This is a genomic window from Prauserella sediminis, assembly GCF_014195435.1.
Taxonomy (GTDB): domain Bacteria; phylum Actinomycetota; class Actinomycetes; order Mycobacteriales; family Pseudonocardiaceae; genus Prauserella; species Prauserella salsuginis.
Genome location: NZ_JACIBS010000001.1, coordinates 1 through 17497 on the forward strand (window position 1 = coordinate 1; position 17497 = coordinate 17497).

Here is a 17497-nt window from a genome sequence, read left to right on the forward strand (position 1 = left end):
TTAGCCTGGTTCCATGATCGCATCCCGGCGGGAGGCATCAGGCTCCCCGGCAGCAGCCGGGGTTCCAGGGATTCCGGACCCGGACGACGCTCCGGACTCCCTGGAACCTCCGGATACCGCGGCCCGCTCCGGCCACCCCGGCGCGGGCCCCGAGCACGATGTCGAGATCCGCACCACGTACCGGCGGTTCGGCGGCTTCTCGACCCGCGTCCTGGAGGCAGGACCCCGGCCCGTGGAACGCCCGGCGGGACGACGGTTCCGCCGGCGTTCCGACGAGCAGCGGCGCCGCACACCCCGTCTCGTGCTGTTGCACGGCTACTGCGACAGCGCCGACACCTGGCGCCCGGCGCTCACGGAGCTGGCGCGCGCGGGCGTGGCCGCGGTGGCCGTCGACCTCCCCGGGTTCGGCGAGGCCTCGGCGCTACGGTCCGGCGCGATACTGCCGCAGCTCGACGTGTTCACCGCCGCCGTCATAGGGGACCAGTCCGCGCTGGGCGGTGTCGTGGTGGCCGGCAATTCGCTCGGCGGCACGATGGCACTGCGGGCGGCGCAGAACCCGTCCCTGCCGCTCGCGGGCGTCGCCTCGATCGCGGCGCCCGGACTGTCCGACTCGTGGCTCGTCCGCGGTGTGGCGCGCAATCCGCTCACGCGGCTCGCCACGTCGCTTCCGCTGCCCGTGCCCCGGTTCCTGGTCAAGAGCGTCGCCGAACAGATCGTGCCGCGGCTGCTCTACGCCGACTCGGGAAAGGCCGCAGCCGAGCACGTCGCCCGGTTCGTCGAGCTGTTCCCGGACTTCAAGACGACCGGCGAACGCCTGGACCAGGCGGCCCGCCTGATCACCGAGCTCGACGACGCCTACGAGCTCGACCGCATCACGCTGCCGCTGCTCGTGGTGGCCTGCGGACGAGACCGGCTGGTCAACGCCGATTCGGGCCAGCGGCTGCATTCGCTCGTGCCGCACAGCAGACTGCTGGTCCGCCAGGACTGGGGACACTGCCCCCAGCTCGACGATCCGCGTGGTCTGGCACAGGCACTGCATTATTTCGCCGGCAGTGCGCTGTCCGAACGACCCCGGGACGAGGACCGGCACACGCGCGGCCGATCCCTGTCCGATGCGGTGGGCTGACACGCGACAGTGAACCGGCGCGCGGCTGCCGTGAGCCGGCGCGCGGTGTCGGCGGCCGCCCTCAGCCGAACCTGCGAGCGGCCGCCGACACGGCCTCCCGCGCCTGTTCGGCGAGCCGCGCCACGATCCGTTCCGCAGGACCCGATTCCGTCAGCGGGTAGGTCTGGCCCGCCCAGAGCGACACCGCCTCCGGGTCGCCCGCCGCCGTAGCCGCGGCACGCACCGGCTTGGTGATGTTGTTCAGCTGCGGATACGCCGCCGGCGCGGCGGCCGAGTTCTCCCGGAGGAACCGGTTCTCCAGACCCCGCGCGGGCCTCCCGCTGAACGCACGCGTGATCGCCGTCTGCCGTCCGCCGGCGTCGAGGGCCGCGCGATAGGTGCCGTTCGTGCCTGCCTCGTCCGCCCGCAGGAATGCCGTTCCGAGCTGTGCGGCGACCGCGCCCGCCGACAGCGTCGCGGCGACGTCCGCGCCGTGCACGAGCCCGCCCGCGGCCACGAGCGGCAGGTCGGTCTCGGCGCCGATGAGCCGCAGCGCCGACAGCAGGCCGAGCAGCGGTCCACCGCTGTCACTGCTCGCGTCGTCGGTGAACACCGCGCGGTGGCCACCCGCCTCGAACCCCTGGACGCAGAGCACGTCGGCGCCCGCCGTGGCGGCCTCGCGGGCCTCGTCGGGGGTCGTCACGGTCACCACGACGGTCACGCCCGCCTCGTGGAGCCGCTCGATATCGGCGACCAACGGCGTACCGAAGGTGAACGACACCACCGGCACCCGCCGTTCGACGACGAGGTCCAGCTTCGCCGCGTAGCCGTCGTCGTCCCACCGGCCCGCACCCGGCGCGACGCCGTAGCGGTCGGCCTCACCGCGCAACCGGTCGGCGTACGAGGTCACATCGACCAGCGACCGCACGCCGGGGACGAACAGGTTCACCCCGAACGACTCCCCCGCGAGCTCGCGGGTCTTGTGGATCTGATCGGCCAGCGTGGCGGCCGTGAGGTAGCCCCCGGCGAGGAACCCGAAGCCACCCGCCCGCACGACCGAGGTGACCAATTCCGGCGTGGACGGACCGCCGGCCATCGGCGCCGCGATCACCGGGACGCGCAAGGACTCGAACATGCCCCTCATCGTACGAACGGACGCTGCCGGGATTCGATGCGGCACCGAGGTGCCGCCGACGCCACGTGGCGACCGCGTGACATATCAGTCGGCAACGTAACACCGACATGACCCGCCGTCACCCGGGTGAGCTACACCGCGTTTCGAGCACGCTAAGCCTCGTCGCCGAACCTTGAATGGGCCGTTCGGGCCAGGCCAGGCTTCCTCGCCATACGCGAAAGCCCTTCGCGCAGCACCCGAGAGGAAGAGGACCCATGACCGAGAAGCAGACCCCGCGCCCCGCGCAGCGCTGGACCGTACGCGGCCTCGCCGTGAGCGCGCTGGCCGTTCCGATGCTGGCCGTCCTCGGCGGCACGGCGTCGGCGGCGGAACTCACGCCGATCGCCGAGTATCTCGACGAGACGATCGCCACCACGTCCGCCTCGCTGGTCGAAGCCCTGGCCCTACTGCTCGGCGTGCGCTGACCCGCGGCATGACCGGACACCGGGCGTGATCCGGTCGACGACGAGGGCCGCGCGATCCGGGCGGATCGCGCGGCCCTCGTGGTACCGGGTTCACGGAACCGTCGTGATCGGACAGTCCGATCACGACAGTCTGCCGTTACTTCTTTCCCTTGCCCTTGTCGCTGCTCTCCCCCTCGTCCGCGGACAGTGCGGCGACGAACGCCTCCTGCGGCACCTCCACGCGGCCGACGGTCTTCATCTTCTTCTTGCCTTCCTTCTGCTTCTCCAGCAGCTTGCGCTTCCGCGAGATGTCACCGCCGTAGCACTTGGCGAGCACGTCCTTGCGGATCGCCCGGATCGTCTCGCGCGCGATGATGCGGGAGCCGACGGCAGCCTGGATCGGCACCTCGAACTGTTGCCGCGGGATCAGCTCGCGCAATCGCTTGGTCATCTTGTTGCCGTAGCTGTAAGCGAAGTCCTTGTGCACGATCGCCGAGAACGCGTCGACGGCCTCGCCCTGCAAGAGAATGTCCACTTTGACCAGATCGGCCGTCTGCTCGCCCGCCTCCTCGTAGTCCAGCGAGGCGTAGCCACGCGTGCGGGACTTGAGCGAGTCGAAGAAGTCGAAGATGATCTCGGCGAGCGGCAACTTGTACCGCAGCTCGACACGATCCTCCGACAGGTAGTCCATACCGAGCATCGTGCCGCGCTTGCCCTGGCACAGCTCCATGATCGCGCCCACGAACTCCGAGGGAGCGATGATCGTCACCTTGCTGATCGGCTCGTGGGTCTCGGCGATCTTGCCCTCGGTCGGCCAGTCCGACGGGTTGGTGACGACGTGCTCGGTGCCGTCGTCGAGGAAGACGTCGTAGACGACGTTCGGCGCCGTGGCGATCAGGTTCAGGCCGAACTCGCGCTCCAGCCGGGCACGGGTGATCTCGAGGTGCAGCAGCCCGAGGAAGCCACAGCGGAAGCCGAAGCCCAGCGCCACGGACGTCTCCGGCTCGTAGGACAGCGCGGCGTCGTTGAGGCGCAGCTTGTCGAGCGCGTCACGCAGCACCGGGTAGTCCGAACCGTCCACCGGGTAGAGCCCGGAGAACACCATCGGCTGGGGCTCGCGGTAGCCGGCCAGCGGCTTCTCCGCCCCGCGCCGCTCGAACGTGACCGTGTCACCGACCTTCGACTGCCGGACGTCCTTCACCCCGGTGATGAGGTAACCGACCTCGCCGACCCCGAGCCCTTCCGACGGCTTCGGATCGGGCGAGATGATGCCGACCTCGAGCAGCTCGTGCGTCGCGCCCGTCGACATCATGCGGATCTTCTCGCGCGGCGTGATCTTGCCGTCGACGACGCGGATGTAGGTCACGACACCGCGATAGGTGTCGTACACCGAGTCGAAGATCATCGCGCGGGCCGGAGCCTCCGCATCACCCTCCGGGGGCGGCACCTGGCGCACGATCTCGTCGAGCAGTGCCTCGACGCCGTCACCGGTCTTCGCCGACACCCGCAGCACGTCGGAGGGCTCGCAGCCGATGATGTGCGCCAGCTCGGCTGCGTACTTCTCCGGTTCGGCCGCCGGCAGGTCGATCTTGTTCAGGACCGGGATGATCTGCAGATCGTTCTCGAGCGCGAGGTACAGGTTGGCCAGCGTCTGCGCCTCGATGCCTTGGGCGGCGTCCACGAGCAGGATCGCGCCCTCGCACGCCTCGAGCGCGCGGGAGACCTCGTAGGTGAAGTCGACGTGGCCCGGGGTGTCGATGAGGTGCATGACGTGGTCCTGGCCGTCGACGTGCCACGGCAGCCGCACGTTCTGCGCCTTGATCGTGATACCGCGTTCCCGCTCGATGTCCATGCGGTCGAGGTACTGGTCGCGCATGGCCCGCTGCTCGATCACGCCGGTGAGCTGCAGCATCCGGTCGGCCAACGTCGACTTGCCGTGGTCGATGTGGGCGATGATGCAGAAGTTGCGGATGAACTCCGGCGGCGTGAACGTCTTCTCGGCGGACGGGCGGTTCTTTGTCACTCGTTTCCTCGGATCGCTCGTGGACGGCCACCCCCATGGTCCCATGCCGCCGCCCGTGAGGTTCCCCCGGAGGCCGGACGTCGAGCGAGGTCAGCCCCGCCCGACGGCACGGACCGTGGGCGCGCCGCGGCGGGCGTCAGCCCGCGGCGGGCCGGACGTCGGTCCGCAACGGGTGGTCCGACGGGACCTGCACCAGCACGATCCGCACGCCGTCCGGGTCCCGCAACCACGCCTCGTCGAGACCCCACGGTTCACGACGGGCGTCACGTTCCGGCTCCACCCCGCGCTCCCGCAGCGTCGCCAGCTCGGCGGGCAGGTCGCGGACCTGCAGCCACAGCGCCATCGCCTCGCTCGGCCCCGTGCTCGCGCGGCCGACGATCTCCACAAGCCCACCACCGGCGAAGAACACCGTTCCCCCGGGGAACTCGCGGTAGATCGCCAACCCGAGCGTGTCCCGGTAGAACGCGGTCGTGACCTCCGGATCACGCGGGTGCAGCAGGATGCGGCTGTTCAGCACGTCCATGGCCGCAGGGTCTCACACCTCGGCGGCGGCTCACGCCAGCGCGATCGCCGCGATTCCCGCCAGCACCACCAACGAGCCCGCCACTCTCCTGCGGCCGTGGGGTTCGCCCAGGATCAACCACCCCGCCAACCCGGCCAGCACGATGCTCACCTCGCGCAACGGCGCCACCAAACTCACCGGGGCCAGCCGCATCGCGAACAGCACGAGCAGGTACGCGACCGGCGAGAGCAGGCCCACGAGAACCACGGACCGGCGATGCTCCCGCCACAGCCTGCCGGTCGGCCCTTCGAACGCGACCCCCGCATCACGGTCCTCGGCATCACGGTCCTCGGCGCCTCGAGGCGCGGCGCCATCGAGGCCACTGCCGTCGAACCGTGCGTCGTCGAACCGTGCGTCGTCGAACCGTGCGTCGTCGGGGCCACTGCCGTCGGGGCCACTGCCGTCGGCACCGGCGCCCGCGGCACCTCGCGGCGTGGCGCCACCGTGCGGGGCCTCGCCGTGCACGGCCTCGCTGCGCGGAGTTTCGCTGCGCCGGACACCGTCGGTCCGGTCGTCGCCGGGTACCAGTACGCGCATTCGGGTCCCACTCAGTGCATGGGGCGCCAGCAGCAGGCTCTGCAGCGCCGTTCCGGCAGCGAGGTAGACGACCGGCGGGACCCCGAGTTCGTCGACGGAGTAGGCGTCCCACAGTGTGTACGCCGCGATGGTCACCCCGGTGAGCACGCCGTAGCCGGCCCCTGCCCGCCCGCGGCCACGAGTGGGCGTCGTGCTGGGCGCACTGATCACCAACACCCCGCCGACGACGAGGACGGCGCCGACGAGGCCCGGCCAGCCGGGGCGCTCGTGCAGCACGAGCACGGCCACCACCACGGCCAGCAGTGGACCGCACCCTCGCGCCAGCGGGTAGACCACGGACAGGTCGCCGACGGCATAGCCGCGCTGCAGCACCACGCCGTAGGCCACGTGCGCCACGGCCGTGACCGCGGCGGCCAGGAGCCACGTCCAGCGGGGCTGCTCACCGCTCACCAGGACGTGCGCGATCCCGAACGGCAGCAGCACCGCCGCCGAGACCGTGTAGTAGCAGAAGACGAAGCGGGCCCCGCCGGGAACGCGGGTGGCCACGAGGTTCCACGCGGCGTGGAACGCGGCGGCGAGCAGAACGAGAACGAATGCGGTAAGGGACACGGGTAGCCTTCCTGGCCCGCCGCGGTCACGGCAGGCCGGCTACTCCAGGCTTTTGTCCCGTCATATGCGGGTGCGGCCACTCGCGCACCCGGGTGCCGCTCGGACCGGACCCGCGCTGCCCTCGTTGTCGGTGTCGTCGTTCCCGCGGGAACGAGCGGGGCGCGGCGGAACCCTAGGCACTCTCGGCGGCAGCCTACCTCCGCACGCAAGGATCCTGACCGGCGCTGATAAGCTGTTCCACCGCTGCCGTGCGGCATTCCGCCAGGGAGGAAACCCGGCTCAGCCGGTGCCGAGACGAGCGCGGCAGCGATCGCCAGTAGCCGTAGGACACGGCCGAACATGAAGGAGTCACCTCGTGGCCAACATCAAGTCCCAGATGAAGCGCATCCAGACCAACGAGAAGCGCCGTCAGCGCAATCAGGCGGTCAAGTCCACGGTGAAGACCTCGATCCGCAAGTTCCGCGAGGCCGCCGACGCCGGCGACAAGGACAAGGCCGTCGAGATGCTGCGCGCCGCGGGCCGCCAGCTGGACAAGGCCGCCAGCAAGGGCGTCATCCACAAGAACCAGGCCGCGAACAAGAAGTCGGCCATGGCCCAGCGCGTGAACAACCTCTGAGCTGTCACTCGTCGACTCGGGCGAAGCCCCCGGTTTCCTCAGGAAGCCGGGGGCTTCGTCATGCGCGGCTGCGTCCCCGGCCCGTGTTGCAGCCCGAGGTTCCCGTTGCAGAGCCACAGCCCGCGTGTCGGTGTCACAGCCCGCGTGTCGGTGTCACAGCCCGCGTGTCGGTGTCACAGCCCGCGTGTCGGTGTCACAGCCCGCGTGTCGGTGTCACAGCCCGCGTGTCGGTGTCACAGCCCGCGTGTCGGTGTCACAGTCCGCCTGTCACGGCCTCACGTTGTCGCCTCCGGGACCGCGATGCACTCGAACCCGGTACTGCCGCTCCGGCCGGGCCGCCCACATCGCCCGGGTGATCGGCCCGGCCCGGGTCCGCGATGCTGCCCACTCGGCACCTCGCGGCGCCGAATCCGCCGACTGGACGGTTCCGCGCGGCTCGCCGATTCCGCCGGCGCATTGGTCCTGTCCGGTTCGACGACCGTAGCCCGGTTCCCGGCGTTCGTCCCTGCTCAGCGGTTCTGCTCAGCGGTTCTGCTTCGCGCCGACGACGTCGAGCACAGCGCGTTCCAGCGCGTAGTCGGGATCGGCCGCCGCACCCTTGACCTCGGCGTTCACCCGGGCGACCGTCCGCATGGCCTCGGCGAGTCCCGCCGCGTTCCAACCGCGCGTCTGTCCCTGTGCCTTGCGGATCTTCCACGGCGGCATACCGAGCTCGCCCGCCAGCTGGTTCGGGTTCCCCCTGCCCGCGGCCGACACCCGGGCGACGGTCCGTACCGCGTCGGCGAGCGCGTCCGCGATGAGCACGTGCGGCACACCGATCTGCTGTGCCCACCGCAGCGTCTCCAACGCCGCGGCCCGATCCCCGCCGACAGCCTTCTCCGCGACCAGGAAACCGGTGACGTCGGCCTTGCCGCGGTGATAGCGGCGGACGGCCTCCTCGTCGACCTTGCCCCCCGAGTCGGCCACCAGCTGCGTCGCCGCCGACGACAGTTCCCGCAGGTCCGAGCCGACGGCGTCGACCAGGGCGGACACCCCCGCCGCATCGATCCGGCCACCCGCCCGTTTGACCTCCGCACGCACGAAGGCCTCCCGTTCGGCGGGCTTGGTGATCTTGGCGCATTCGGTGACTTCGGCGCCCGCCTTCCTCAGCGCCGTCGGCAGCGACTTGGCGGCCTTGCTCCGGCCACCCCCGGAATGCACCACGACGAGCGTCACGCCGTCGGCCGGGTCCTTCAGATAGGCCGACACGGCGTCGGCGAGTTCCTGCCCGATGTCCTGCGCCTGTTCCAACACGATCACCCGGCCCTCGCTGAACAGCGACGGGCTGACGAGTTCGGCCAGCTCCGGGGGCGTGAGGTCGGACACTTTCATCCGCGTCAGTTCGGCCGTCTCGTCCACGGCTCTGGCCGCGCCTACGGCGGCGTGCACAGCCCTGTCGACGAGTAGTTCTTCGTCGCCCAGCACGAGGTGCAGGGGCGCAGGGGCGGCGGTCGACGCGGTCACACCCTGATCCTGCCACGGTGACATGGAGCGCAACGGCATGGCCGGGACTGATCGCTATGCCCTAATGTGGTCCCCACACACGCCGCGCAGGCATACGGCGGACAATCGAATACCGCTCATCAAGAGGGGCAGAGGGAACGGCCCGCAGAAGCCCCGGCAACCGGCGTCAGCCTGTCATCTCGATTCCGCGAGGTAGCTGACGACAACGGTGCTAATTCCGACCCGTGCCAGCGGGGCAGATGAGGAAAGGAACCTCGCGATGACTGCAGCCCTGACCCCCTCCACCACCAAGGCCGTCGACCTCGGTCCGGCCGTCGAACTGGTGTCGAAGGAAGAGGGGCACCGCCAGCCGCTCGCCCCGGAGTTCGTCTCCGCGGAGGACTTCTCGCCGCTCGAGGTCGGGTACGACTTCGGCAGGGTCCGCCGGGAGGACATCGAGTCCGGGCCGCGCAACATCTGGCGCTACAAGAAGCTGCTGCCCGTCCCGTCCAACGTCGAAGAGATCCCGAACACCGAACCGGGCTGTACCCGGCTGGTGCGGGCCGACAACCTGGCGAAGGCGCTCGGTGTGAAGCGCCTCTGGGTGAAGGACGACACCGGCAACCCGACGCACTCGTTCAAGGACCGCGTGGTCGCCGTGGCGCTCGCGGCGGCACGTGAGTTCGGCTTCGACACGCTCGCCTGCCCTTCGACGGGCAACCTGGCCAACGCCGTGGCTGCCGCAGCCGCCCGCGCCGGCTGGCAGTCGGTGGTGCTCGTGCCGTCCTCGCTCGAGCGCGCGAAGATCCTCACGACCGCGGTGTACGACGGCGCACTGCTCGCCGTCGACGGCAACTACGACGACGTCAACCGCTTGGCCACCGAGTTGGCCGCCGAGCACGAGTCGTGGGCGTTCGTGAACGTCAACGTGCGGCCGTACTACTCCGAGGGGTCGAAGACGCTCGGCTTCGAGGTCGCCGAGCAGCTCGGCTGGCGCCTGCCCGAACAGATCGTGGTGCCGATCGCCTCCGGTTCGCAGCTGACCAAGGTCGACAAGGGTTTCAAGGAGCTGGCGCAGCTCGGCCTCGTCGAGGACTCGCCATACACCATTTTCGGTGCCCAGGCCAGCGGCTGCTCGCCCGTCTCGACGGCTTTCCGCAACGGTCACGACGTCGTCCAGCCTGTCAAGCCCGACACGATCGCGCGGTCGCTGGCGATCGGTAACCCGGCCGACGGGCCCTACGTGCTCGACACGGTGAACCGCACCGGCGGCGCGGTCGAGGACGTCACCGACGACGAGGTGGTCGAAGGCATCCGGCTGCTGGCCCGCACGGAAGGCATCTTCACCGAGACCGCGGGCGGCGTGACCGTCGCGACGGCGAAGAAGCTCATCGAGGCAGGCAAGATCGACCCGGACGCCGAGACCGTACTGCTGATCACCGGCGACGGCCTCAAGACCCTCGATGCGGTCGAGGACAAGATCGGCCCGAAGGCGACGGTCGCACCGTCGGCGGCCGCGGTGAACGAGGTCCTCGGCGGCTGACGACCGGACGGCCGGGTCTCGGCTGCTTCCGACTCCCTCGTTCGACGCGGGCCGTTCCGTCACGGTCCCGGTCCGCGTCGAACGAGCGCGGGTTCGTCCCCGTCGCCAGGGACGACCGCGAGGTCTCCGCCCCGGTCGGTCCGCGCGACGAGCGCGCCCACTGCCTCCAAGGCATCCGTGGTGGTGTCGCTGGGGTGCCCGTAGTCGTTGTCTGCACCGACGCTGACCAGCGCGATGCGCGGTCGCACCGCGGCCAGGAACTCGGGCCTGGTGTAGCGGCTGCCGTGGTGTGGCACCTTGAGCACCTCGGCCCCCAGGTCGACGTCGCGAGCGAGCAGGTCGCTCTGGGCGGTCAGTTCGATGTCCCCGCTGAGCAGTACGCGTCCCGCGGGCGTCGACGCGCGCAACACGGCCGACGTGTCGTTGACGACGGTGCCGTCCTCACTCTCGCCTGCGCGTGCGCGTTGCGGCGTGTAGTGCGGACCGAGGACCTCGAGGGTGAGTGCGTCCCAGCGCAGCGTCCTGCCGACCGTCAGGTCGACCAGCGGCACCGCGCGGCGACGGGCCGTGGTCGACACTTCGCGCCACGCCCACGCCGGACTGCGTCCGCGGCCGACGGCGATCGCACCGACACTGCGGCCGTCGAGCACGGCATGCAGGCCGCCGACGTGGTCGGCGTGGAGGTGGCTCAACGCGACCAGTGGCACCCGCCGGACGTCCAACCGGTCGAGACAGCGGTCGATCTCCCTGGCATCGGGACCGACGTCGACGACCACGGCCCGGCCGGGCGTACCGGTGGCCAACACGATCCCGTCACCCTGGCCGACATCGCACGCCACGACCGTCCAGCCGGCGGGCGGCCATCCGGCCTGCAGGAACCGTGGTGGCACGGTCACCACGAGCGCTGCCGTCACACCGATCGCCACGGCCATGCGCGCCTTTCGGTACCGCAGCGCGGCGACGGCACCGACGGCGATGCCCGCGGCGGCGACCCCGCCCCACCACCCCGACGGCCAGGACACGACCGCCCCGGGCACTGCGCCCGCCTCCCGGGCGACGATCACGAGCCAGCTCACCCCCGGCCCGGCGAGGTGCACCAGGACCTCGGCCGCCGCCGGTGCAGGCACGGCGAGCGCGGCCGCCGCCACGCCGAGCACCGTGACCGGCGCGACCACCGGCGCTGCGAGCAGATTCGCGGCGACGGAGACCATGCTGATCTCGCCCGCCATGCCGGCGATGACCGGTGCGGTGGCGACGAAGGCGGCCACAGGCACGGCGAGCGCCTCCGCCATGCCGGGCGGGACGCGCCGCGCAGCGAGCGCGGCGGCCCACCGGGGTGCCAGGAAGATCAGACCCCCGGTCGCGACGACCGACAGCGCGAAGCCCATGCTCGTGGCCATCGCCGGGTCGACGAGTATCAGTCCGCAGACGGCCGCCGCCAGCGCCGGCACCACGGAGCGCCGGCGTCCGAGCACGAGGGCGGCGAGTCCCAGGGCTCCCATGACCGCGGCGCGCAGCACGCTCGGTTCGTAGCCGACGAGCACGACGAACCCCGCCAGCGCGATCCCGGCCGCACCTGCCGAGACGCGTGGACCGAGCCGCACGGCACGCGCGAGCAGGAGCACCGCACCGCACACGATGGCGACGTTCGAACCGCTGACCGCCGTGAGGTGGGACAGCCCGGCGTCGAGGAACTCCTTCTCCACACACGCCGACTGATCACCGGTGTCGCCGACGACGAGCCCGGGCAGCAGGCCCGCTTCGTCCTCGCCGAGCACTCCCGAGGCATCCCGCAGTGCGCTGCGCACGACGTCGGCCGCGCGCTGCCAGACCGGGGCCGCGTCGACCCGCTCCGGTGGTCCGCGCACGTAGCCGACCGCCACGGTCAGATCCCCGCGGCGGGCCGGTGCCAACGAGACCGTCACGCTGACCCGCTGCCCCGGCAGGAGCCGGGCCCACTCGCCTACCGGCCCGATGAGCAGGACACGTCCCGTCGACGAGAGGCCGTCGCCGCCGGACCCGGCCCCGCCCGTGCCGACACGGGCGGCCTCGTCTCGATCATGGACGCTCACGACGTCCACGGGCACCAGCACCGACCGGGCCCCGCCGCGCTGAGCGCCGTACCCGTCGTCCCGCAGCGGGCGTGGTCGCTCCCGCACCTCGGTGCGCATCGGGACTTCGCCGCCGTCGGCGGCCACCGCCCGGAGCGGGTCCGCATCCGCCTCGTGCACCCGAAGGCCGACGGGCACCAGCACCAGCAGTCCGCAACAGCCCACGGCCATCGCCGCCGCGGCCACCCTGGGCGCGCCACGGCGCCGCGCGCGCACCGCGACGAGACCTCCGGCGACGACGGCGACGCCACCGACCGCGACCGCCGACTGCCAGCCCCACTGCAGGCCCGCGAGAGCGCCGCCCCACACGGCGAGCGCCGCCGGCACCAGCCGCATGTCCCGACGTGGCCGCGCCGCGGGATCCGCGGTGACCTCGGACGCGGCACCGATACCGGCGGTGAGCGTCATGCGATGCTCACCGCGTCGCGCAGGTCCGCGAAGCGTTTGTCACCGATCCCGTCGACCTCGCGCAGTTGTTCCACCGCGGTGAACTCGCCGTGGTCGTCACGCCACTCGAGGATTCGCTGCGCAGTGACCTCGCCGACCCCGGGCAGGCTCTCCAGCGCCTCCTGGTCGGCGGTGTTCAGCGGGACGCGCTCGTCGCCGGTCTCGTCGGCCGTCCCGGTGCCGTTCGGCTGCGCGCCGTCCGCGGTGCCGCCGGCACGCACTTCCGGCGGCACCGGCACGCCGACGTAGATCTGCTCGCCGTCGACGAGCACACGGGCCAGGTTGACCGACAGCAGGTCGGCCCGGCGCGGCGCGCCGCCCGCGGACTCGATCGCATCGGCGACACGCGCCCCGGCACGCATCCGCACGAGGCCGGGCCTGCGCACCTTGCCGACCACGCTGACGACCAGTCGTTCGCCCGCCGCTCCCGACGACGCCGCGGCGGAGCCCGACGTCGATGGTGCCGTCGCGGACTGCGACGCCGACGTGGGACGGGGTGATGCGGATCCGGACGTCTGCTGGGCTGCGGGGAGCGGCGGCGGCGCCTCCGCGGCGGGTTCGTCGGCGAGCACGAATCCGGCCAGGCCGAGCGCGATGACCACCCCCGCGGCCACCGACACCAGCAACCGCCGCGACGGCCTGCGGCCGGAGCCTGCAAGACCGGCGGGCACCCATCGTTCGACGAGACGTCCGGCGCGGCCGCGCAATGCCGCGGTCATCGGGTTCTCGCGCAGCGGCCCGGCGTGCTCGTCCTGCGCCGCTGTCTCACTGGCCGACCGCATCGCCTCGATCGGGGATGCGGCGTCGATCGGGGACGCCGCCGGATCCGGCGACACCGGCGCCCCATCCGGCGGTGCGGTCACCGCATCCGGCGGGGCGGGGCCGTCGTCGCCGGATCCGGATCGGCCTGATCCCGGCGCGGCGGCCGTGCCACCGTGCCCGGCGGCCGTGCCACCGCGCCCGGTGCCGGTGTCACTCCCCGGCCGCCCGCGCGGCGCCGTCTCCTCCGGCGGCGCGCGGAGTGCGTCGTCGAGGGGTGCGAGGGCGGCCAGCTCTGCCAGTCGTCGTTGCGGTCCCCTTGCGGCCGCCGTGGCGGAGCGACCGGCCCGGACCTGCGCTGTTTCGTCGAACACCCGCTCGACGTTAGGAAGCCGGCGACCGGGGCGGCAGAGGGAAAACCGCATTCTGTGGACAGCCGGGGCGGTGTGGACAACTCCCGGCTCGAGCGCCATCGTCGCCGGTCGTCGTCGGTGAGGTGCGCTACGATGCCGGGCCGCCACGGCCCGGCATCACGGCCCGGCGCCACGCGCCCGGGCAACCCTCACACCGCCGCGGCCTCACTGCCGGGGAGTCGGGCGCTGCACCACGACGCCGAGGACGCCGGGGCCGGTGTGTGCGCCGATCACGGCGCCCAGTTCGGTGACGACACAGCCACGCGAGGCGGGGAGGCGTTCGTCGAGCCGGGTCGCCAGTTCGGCCGCGCGGTCCGGTGCCGCGAGGTGATGCACCGCGACCTCCACGTCCGGCTCACCTGCCGCTGCCTCGGCCGCCAGCTCGACCAGCCGTGCCATCGCCCTGCCGGTGGTGCGTACCTTCTCGAGCGGCGTGATCTCCCCTTCGGCCATGTGCAGCACCGGCTTGACCATCAGCGCGGTCCCGAGCAGTGCGGCCGCGTGGCCGATACGCCCACCACGGCGCAGATGTTCGAGGGTTTCGACGACGAACAACGTCCGCGACCGCAACGCTGTGGCCGTCGCAGCGTCCTCCACCTCGGCACCGGTCAGGCCGGCCTGCGCGGCCGCCGCGGCGTGGCTGGCGGCGAATCCGAGTCCCATGGCCGTGGTCCGCGAATCGACGACGCGCACCCGGTCCGGGCCGACCTCCTGGGCCGCGAGCACCGCGGCCTCCCAGGTGCCGGAGAGACGTTTCGACAGGTGCACCGACACGACCGAGTCGGCGCCCGCGTCGAGGGCGGCCCGGAACTGCGCCGCGAACTCCGTGGGCGTCGGCCGCGATGTCGTCACGATCCGTTTCCGCCGTAGCGCACCGGTCAGTTCCTCGGCGCCGAACTCCTCGACGGGAACGGCCAGCCCGTCGACGAGCACGTGCAACGGGACCACCCGGATGCCGAGCCTCTCGGCGCAGCCTTCCGGGAGGTGAGCGGTGGAATCGGTGACGACGGCGACCGGCACGCCGTCAGCCTACGTTCCGTGAGCGTCGCGTCCGGGGACCGGCGCGGCCGCCACGCCGGGCCGGACCGCCGAGATCCGGTCCGCCATCGCCCGGCCGACGGCGGCGTGGCCGTCCCAGCCCCAGTGCATGCCGTCGGGGTTGCCGTGCCCGCCGAGGACGTGCGCACCGACGACGGCGGCCACGTCGAGCATCGGCACGTCGGCGTGCTCGGACCACGCGGTCAGCCGTGCCGCGGTCGCGGCCCGTTCGCTGTGTACCCGGCCGTAGTCGGCCGACCGGTGCACCGACGGCAGCCAGCCCACGATCGGCAGTTCGGGACGAAGCACGCGCAGCGCGCCGACGGCCGTGTCGAGGTAGCGCACGGTCAGCCGGGCGGGCAGTACGGCGGGCCGGCCCCGCGTCAGCCGTGCGAGCGCAGGCTGTGCGCGACGGTAGGCGCCGCGGGCGAACCGCCGGAATCCGTCGGGGCGCAGATAGCGCAAGCCGGTGCGCAGGTAGGTCGGCAGCGGCGAGGGCAACGTGTCCATGCTGCCGACGGCCAGCACGACGACGTCGGCCCGGTGGAGCTCCGCCCACAGCTGCGGATCGCCGATCAGTGCCCACCACGCGTCACGGGCGGTCCACCCGAAACCGGCGAACAGGACCGCCTCCCCGCCGAGGTGCCGGGCGCACACGTTGGGCCACAGCCGTGGTTCGTCCGCCGGATGTCCGCTGTCCGGTCCGTGAAAACTGAGCGAGTCGCCGAGCACGAGGATCCGCGGCGCGGTCACCGGGGCCTGCTCCGTCATCGCCGGTGTTATCCCGTCATACCGGCGTTGTAGGCCTGCAGCCGCCAGCGGTCGTCACGGCGGCGCAGGTCCACCCAGTGACAGTTGCCGATACCGCCGAGCGACGGCCACCGCTCCACCGGCAGGTCCACCAGGTACGCGGTCAGCGCGAGGATCAGTCCACCGTGGGCCGCGAGCAGCACGGTGCCGTACTCCTCGTCGTCGCGCAGCAGGTCGGTGACGACCTCGCCGGCGCGCTCGGCGACGTCGACCCGTGATTCCCCGCCGGGCGGGGCCCACGTCGCGTCGAGCCGCCAGCGGTCCCGCTCACCGGGCGACTGCTCGTCGACCTCGGAGCCCGTCATGCCCTGCCACTCGCCCAGGTGGGTTTCGCGCAACCGCTTGTCGAGCCGCAGCGGCACGCCGATCGCGTCGGTCAGCACCGTGGCGGTGTCGGTGGCACGGCGCAGGTCGGAGGCGATCACCAGGTCCGGTTCGAACCGCGCCAGCGCGGCCACGGCGAAGCGCGCCTGGTTCCAGCCGACCTCGGTGAGTGCCGAATCGAGGTGGCCCTGCATCCGGCCGACGGCGTTGTAATCGGTCTCACCGTGCCGCCAGAGTACGATCCGCTCGACGCTCACGGGACGTCCGATTCCTCGGCGGCCCTGGCCACCGCCTCGTCCAGACCGTCGACCTCGAGTTGCGGGCAGTCCTTCCACAGGCGTTCGAGCCCGTAGAAGGCGCGTTCCTCGTCGTGCTGCACGTGGACCACGACGTCGACGAAGTCGAGCAGCACCCATCGGCCTTCCCGCTCGCCCTCGCGGCGCACCGGCTTGTGCCCGGCCTTGCGCATCTTCTCCTCGACGTTGTCCACGATCGCACCGACCTGCCGTTCGTTCGGTGCGGACGCGATGACGAAGGCGTCGGTGATGACGAGCTGATCGGAGACGTCGAGCACGACGATGTCGGTCGCTTTCTTGTCAGCGGCCGCGTGCGCGGCCACGTTCGCGAGGTCTCGTGCTTCGGCCGTCGCTGCCACGGTGGTGCCCTCCGGATTAGTACGTACGCCGGGTGCAGGGTACCCGGAGGGGCCGACGCGCCCGCCGACTCCGCCCGGTCAGGCGTGATCCGTGCGATACAGCCCGCGTTTGTGGATGTAGCGGACGACGCCGTCGGGCACGAGGTACCAGACCGGTTCACCGCCTGCGACCCGCTGGCGCAGTGCGGTCGACGAGATCGCCATCGCCGTGACCTCGACCAAACTCGCCTTACCGGGAGGCAGGTGGTCGTCGTCGAGGCGGTATCCGGGCCGGGTCACGCCGATGAAGTGGGCGTTGGCGAACACTTCGTCCGCGGCGCGCCACGTGAGGATCTGCTGGAGCGCGTCGGCGCCGGTGATGAAGAACAGGTCGTCATCGGGATACTGCACGCGCAGGTCACGCAGCGTGTCGACGGTGTAGGTCTGACCGCCGCGGTCGATGTCCACCCTGCTGACGGAGAACACCGGGTTCGACGCGGTGGCGATGACCGTCATGAGATAGCGGTCCTCGGCGGGCGTGACCACCCGATCGGCCTTCTGCCACGGCTGGCCGGTCGGGACGAAGATGACCTCGTCGAGTTCGAATCTGGCCTGTACCTCGCTGGCGGCGACGAGATGACCGTGGTGCACGGGATCGAAGGTTCCGCCCATGACCCCGATGCGTCGCGACGACATGGCCACCCACCCTATACCGCGTCCGATTCGGCGCTGACGTGCGCCGGTGGTCCGTGTGATGCGGGCCGGCCCTCCCCTGCCGGGTCGGCCCGCACCACACGGGGCGGCGTGGTGATCTGGGGGACGCACCACGCCGATGACCGGGTCCCCGTTCCGATCACGGATGAGACCGCCCCGCCGCGGCCCCATGACGACACTTTCAAGTGACCT

General features: G+C 71.7%; 16 protein-coding genes and 1 riboswitch. Of the genes, 4 read left to right on the forward strand and 12 right to left on the reverse strand.

Features of this window, described 5'->3' with window-relative positions; all coding sequences use genetic code 11:
- The first annotated feature begins 13 nt into the window (after nt 1-13).
- Complete coding sequence (locus FB384_RS00005) at nt 14-1126, forward strand: alpha/beta fold hydrolase (protein ID WP_183777953.1); 1113 nt, start codon at nt 14-16, stop codon at nt 1124-1126.
- A gap of 61 nt (nt 1127-1187) precedes the next feature.
- Here FB384_RS00005 and FB384_RS00010 read toward each other — a convergent pair whose 3' ends face one another.
- The gene (locus tag FB384_RS00010; RefSeq protein ID WP_183777963.1) at nt 1188-2240 is read right to left on the reverse strand and encodes an NAD(P)H-dependent flavin oxidoreductase; all 1053 of its coding nucleotides are present in this window, start codon (nt 2238-2240) and stop codon (nt 1188-1190) included.
- Between the two features lie 254 nt (nt 2241-2494).
- Here FB384_RS00010 and FB384_RS00015 point away from each other — a divergent pair, with 254 nt between their 5' ends.
- The gene (locus tag FB384_RS00015; RefSeq protein ID WP_183785743.1) at nt 2495-2704 is read left to right on the forward strand and encodes a hypothetical protein; all 210 of its coding nucleotides are present in this window, start codon (nt 2495-2497) and stop codon (nt 2702-2704) included.
- 136 nt (nt 2705-2840) lie between these two features.
- On the opposite strand, the gene lepA is transcribed toward FB384_RS00015, so the two are convergent.
- From lepA to FB384_RS26630, 3 genes are all read right to left on the reverse strand, one after another.
- Nucleotides 2841-4706: a translation elongation factor 4 gene (lepA, locus tag FB384_RS00020; RefSeq protein WP_183777965.1), complete on the reverse strand. Its 1866-nt coding sequence runs from the start codon at nt 4704-4706 to the stop codon at nt 2841-2843.
- A 136-nt stretch (nt 4707-4842) separates the two neighbouring features.
- Nucleotides 4843-5229, reverse strand: a complete 387-nt coding sequence (locus tag FB384_RS00025; protein WP_183777967.1) for a VOC family protein — start codon at nt 5227-5229, stop codon at nt 4843-4845.
- 30 nt (nt 5230-5259) lie between these two features.
- Nucleotides 5260-6414 (reverse strand): DMT family transporter, encoded by a 1155-nt coding sequence (locus FB384_RS26630; RefSeq protein WP_323985071.1) that lies wholly within the window; start codon nt 6412-6414, stop codon nt 5260-5262.
- Between the two features lie 355 nt (nt 6415-6769).
- Here FB384_RS26630 and rpsT point away from each other — a divergent pair, with 355 nt between their 5' ends.
- Complete coding sequence (gene rpsT, locus FB384_RS00040; protein WP_183777969.1) at nt 6770-7030, forward strand: 30S ribosomal protein S20; 261 nt, start codon at nt 6770-6772, stop codon at nt 7028-7030.
- Between the two features lie 522 nt (nt 7031-7552).
- Here the strand turns inward: rpsT and holA are convergent.
- Entirely contained in the window at nt 7553-8533 is a 981-nt protein-coding gene (gene holA, locus FB384_RS00045; RefSeq protein WP_323985072.1) for a DNA polymerase III subunit delta, read from the reverse strand.
- A gap of 113 nt (nt 8534-8646) precedes the next feature.
- A riboswitch (SAM riboswitch) is annotated at nt 8647-8779 on the forward strand.
- 13 nt (nt 8780-8792) lie between these two features.
- Here holA and thrC point away from each other — a divergent pair.
- Nucleotides 8793-10055, forward strand: a complete 1263-nt coding sequence (gene thrC / locus FB384_RS00050; protein ID WP_183777973.1) for a threonine synthase — start codon at nt 8793-8795, stop codon at nt 10053-10055.
- Between the two features lie 59 nt (nt 10056-10114).
- Here the strand turns inward: thrC and FB384_RS00055 are convergent, their stop codons facing one another.
- From FB384_RS00055 to nadD, 7 genes are all read right to left on the reverse strand, one after another.
- Nucleotides 10115-12574 carry a ComEC/Rec2 family competence protein gene (locus FB384_RS00055; protein WP_183777975.1) on the reverse strand — a complete coding sequence of 820 codons (2460 nt, stop codon included), beginning with the start codon at nt 12572-12574 and terminating at the stop codon, nt 10115-10117.
- Nucleotides 12571-13746: a ComEA family DNA-binding protein gene (locus tag FB384_RS27235; RefSeq protein ID WP_323985073.1), complete on the reverse strand. Its 1176-nt coding sequence runs from the start codon at nt 13744-13746 to the stop codon at nt 12571-12573. The genes FB384_RS00055 and FB384_RS27235 overlap by 4 nt, the downstream gene beginning before the upstream one ends.
- A gap of 204 nt (nt 13747-13950) precedes the next feature.
- A complete protein-coding gene (locus FB384_RS00065; RefSeq protein ID WP_183777977.1) occupies nt 13951-14805 on the reverse strand; it encodes a DegV family protein in 855 nt (284 codons plus the stop codon).
- A gap of 9 nt (nt 14806-14814) precedes the next feature.
- A complete protein-coding gene (octT, locus tag FB384_RS00070; protein WP_183777979.1) occupies nt 14815-15594 on the reverse strand; it encodes a diglucosylglycerate octanoyltransferase in 780 nt (259 codons plus the stop codon).
- An 8-nt stretch (nt 15595-15602) separates the two neighbouring features.
- A complete protein-coding gene (locus FB384_RS00075; RefSeq protein WP_183777981.1) occupies nt 15603-16214 on the reverse strand; it encodes a histidine phosphatase family protein in 612 nt (203 codons plus the stop codon).
- Entirely contained in the window at nt 16211-16612 is a 402-nt protein-coding gene (gene rsfS, locus FB384_RS00080; RefSeq protein ID WP_183777983.1) for a ribosome silencing factor, read from the reverse strand. Before rsfS ends, FB384_RS00075 begins: the two co-directional genes overlap by 4 nt.
- A gap of 78 nt (nt 16613-16690) precedes the next feature.
- Entirely contained in the window at nt 16691-17287 is a 597-nt protein-coding gene (gene nadD, locus FB384_RS00085) for a nicotinate-nucleotide adenylyltransferase (RefSeq protein WP_183777985.1), read from the reverse strand.
- Nucleotides 17288-17497: the final 210 nt, after the last annotated feature.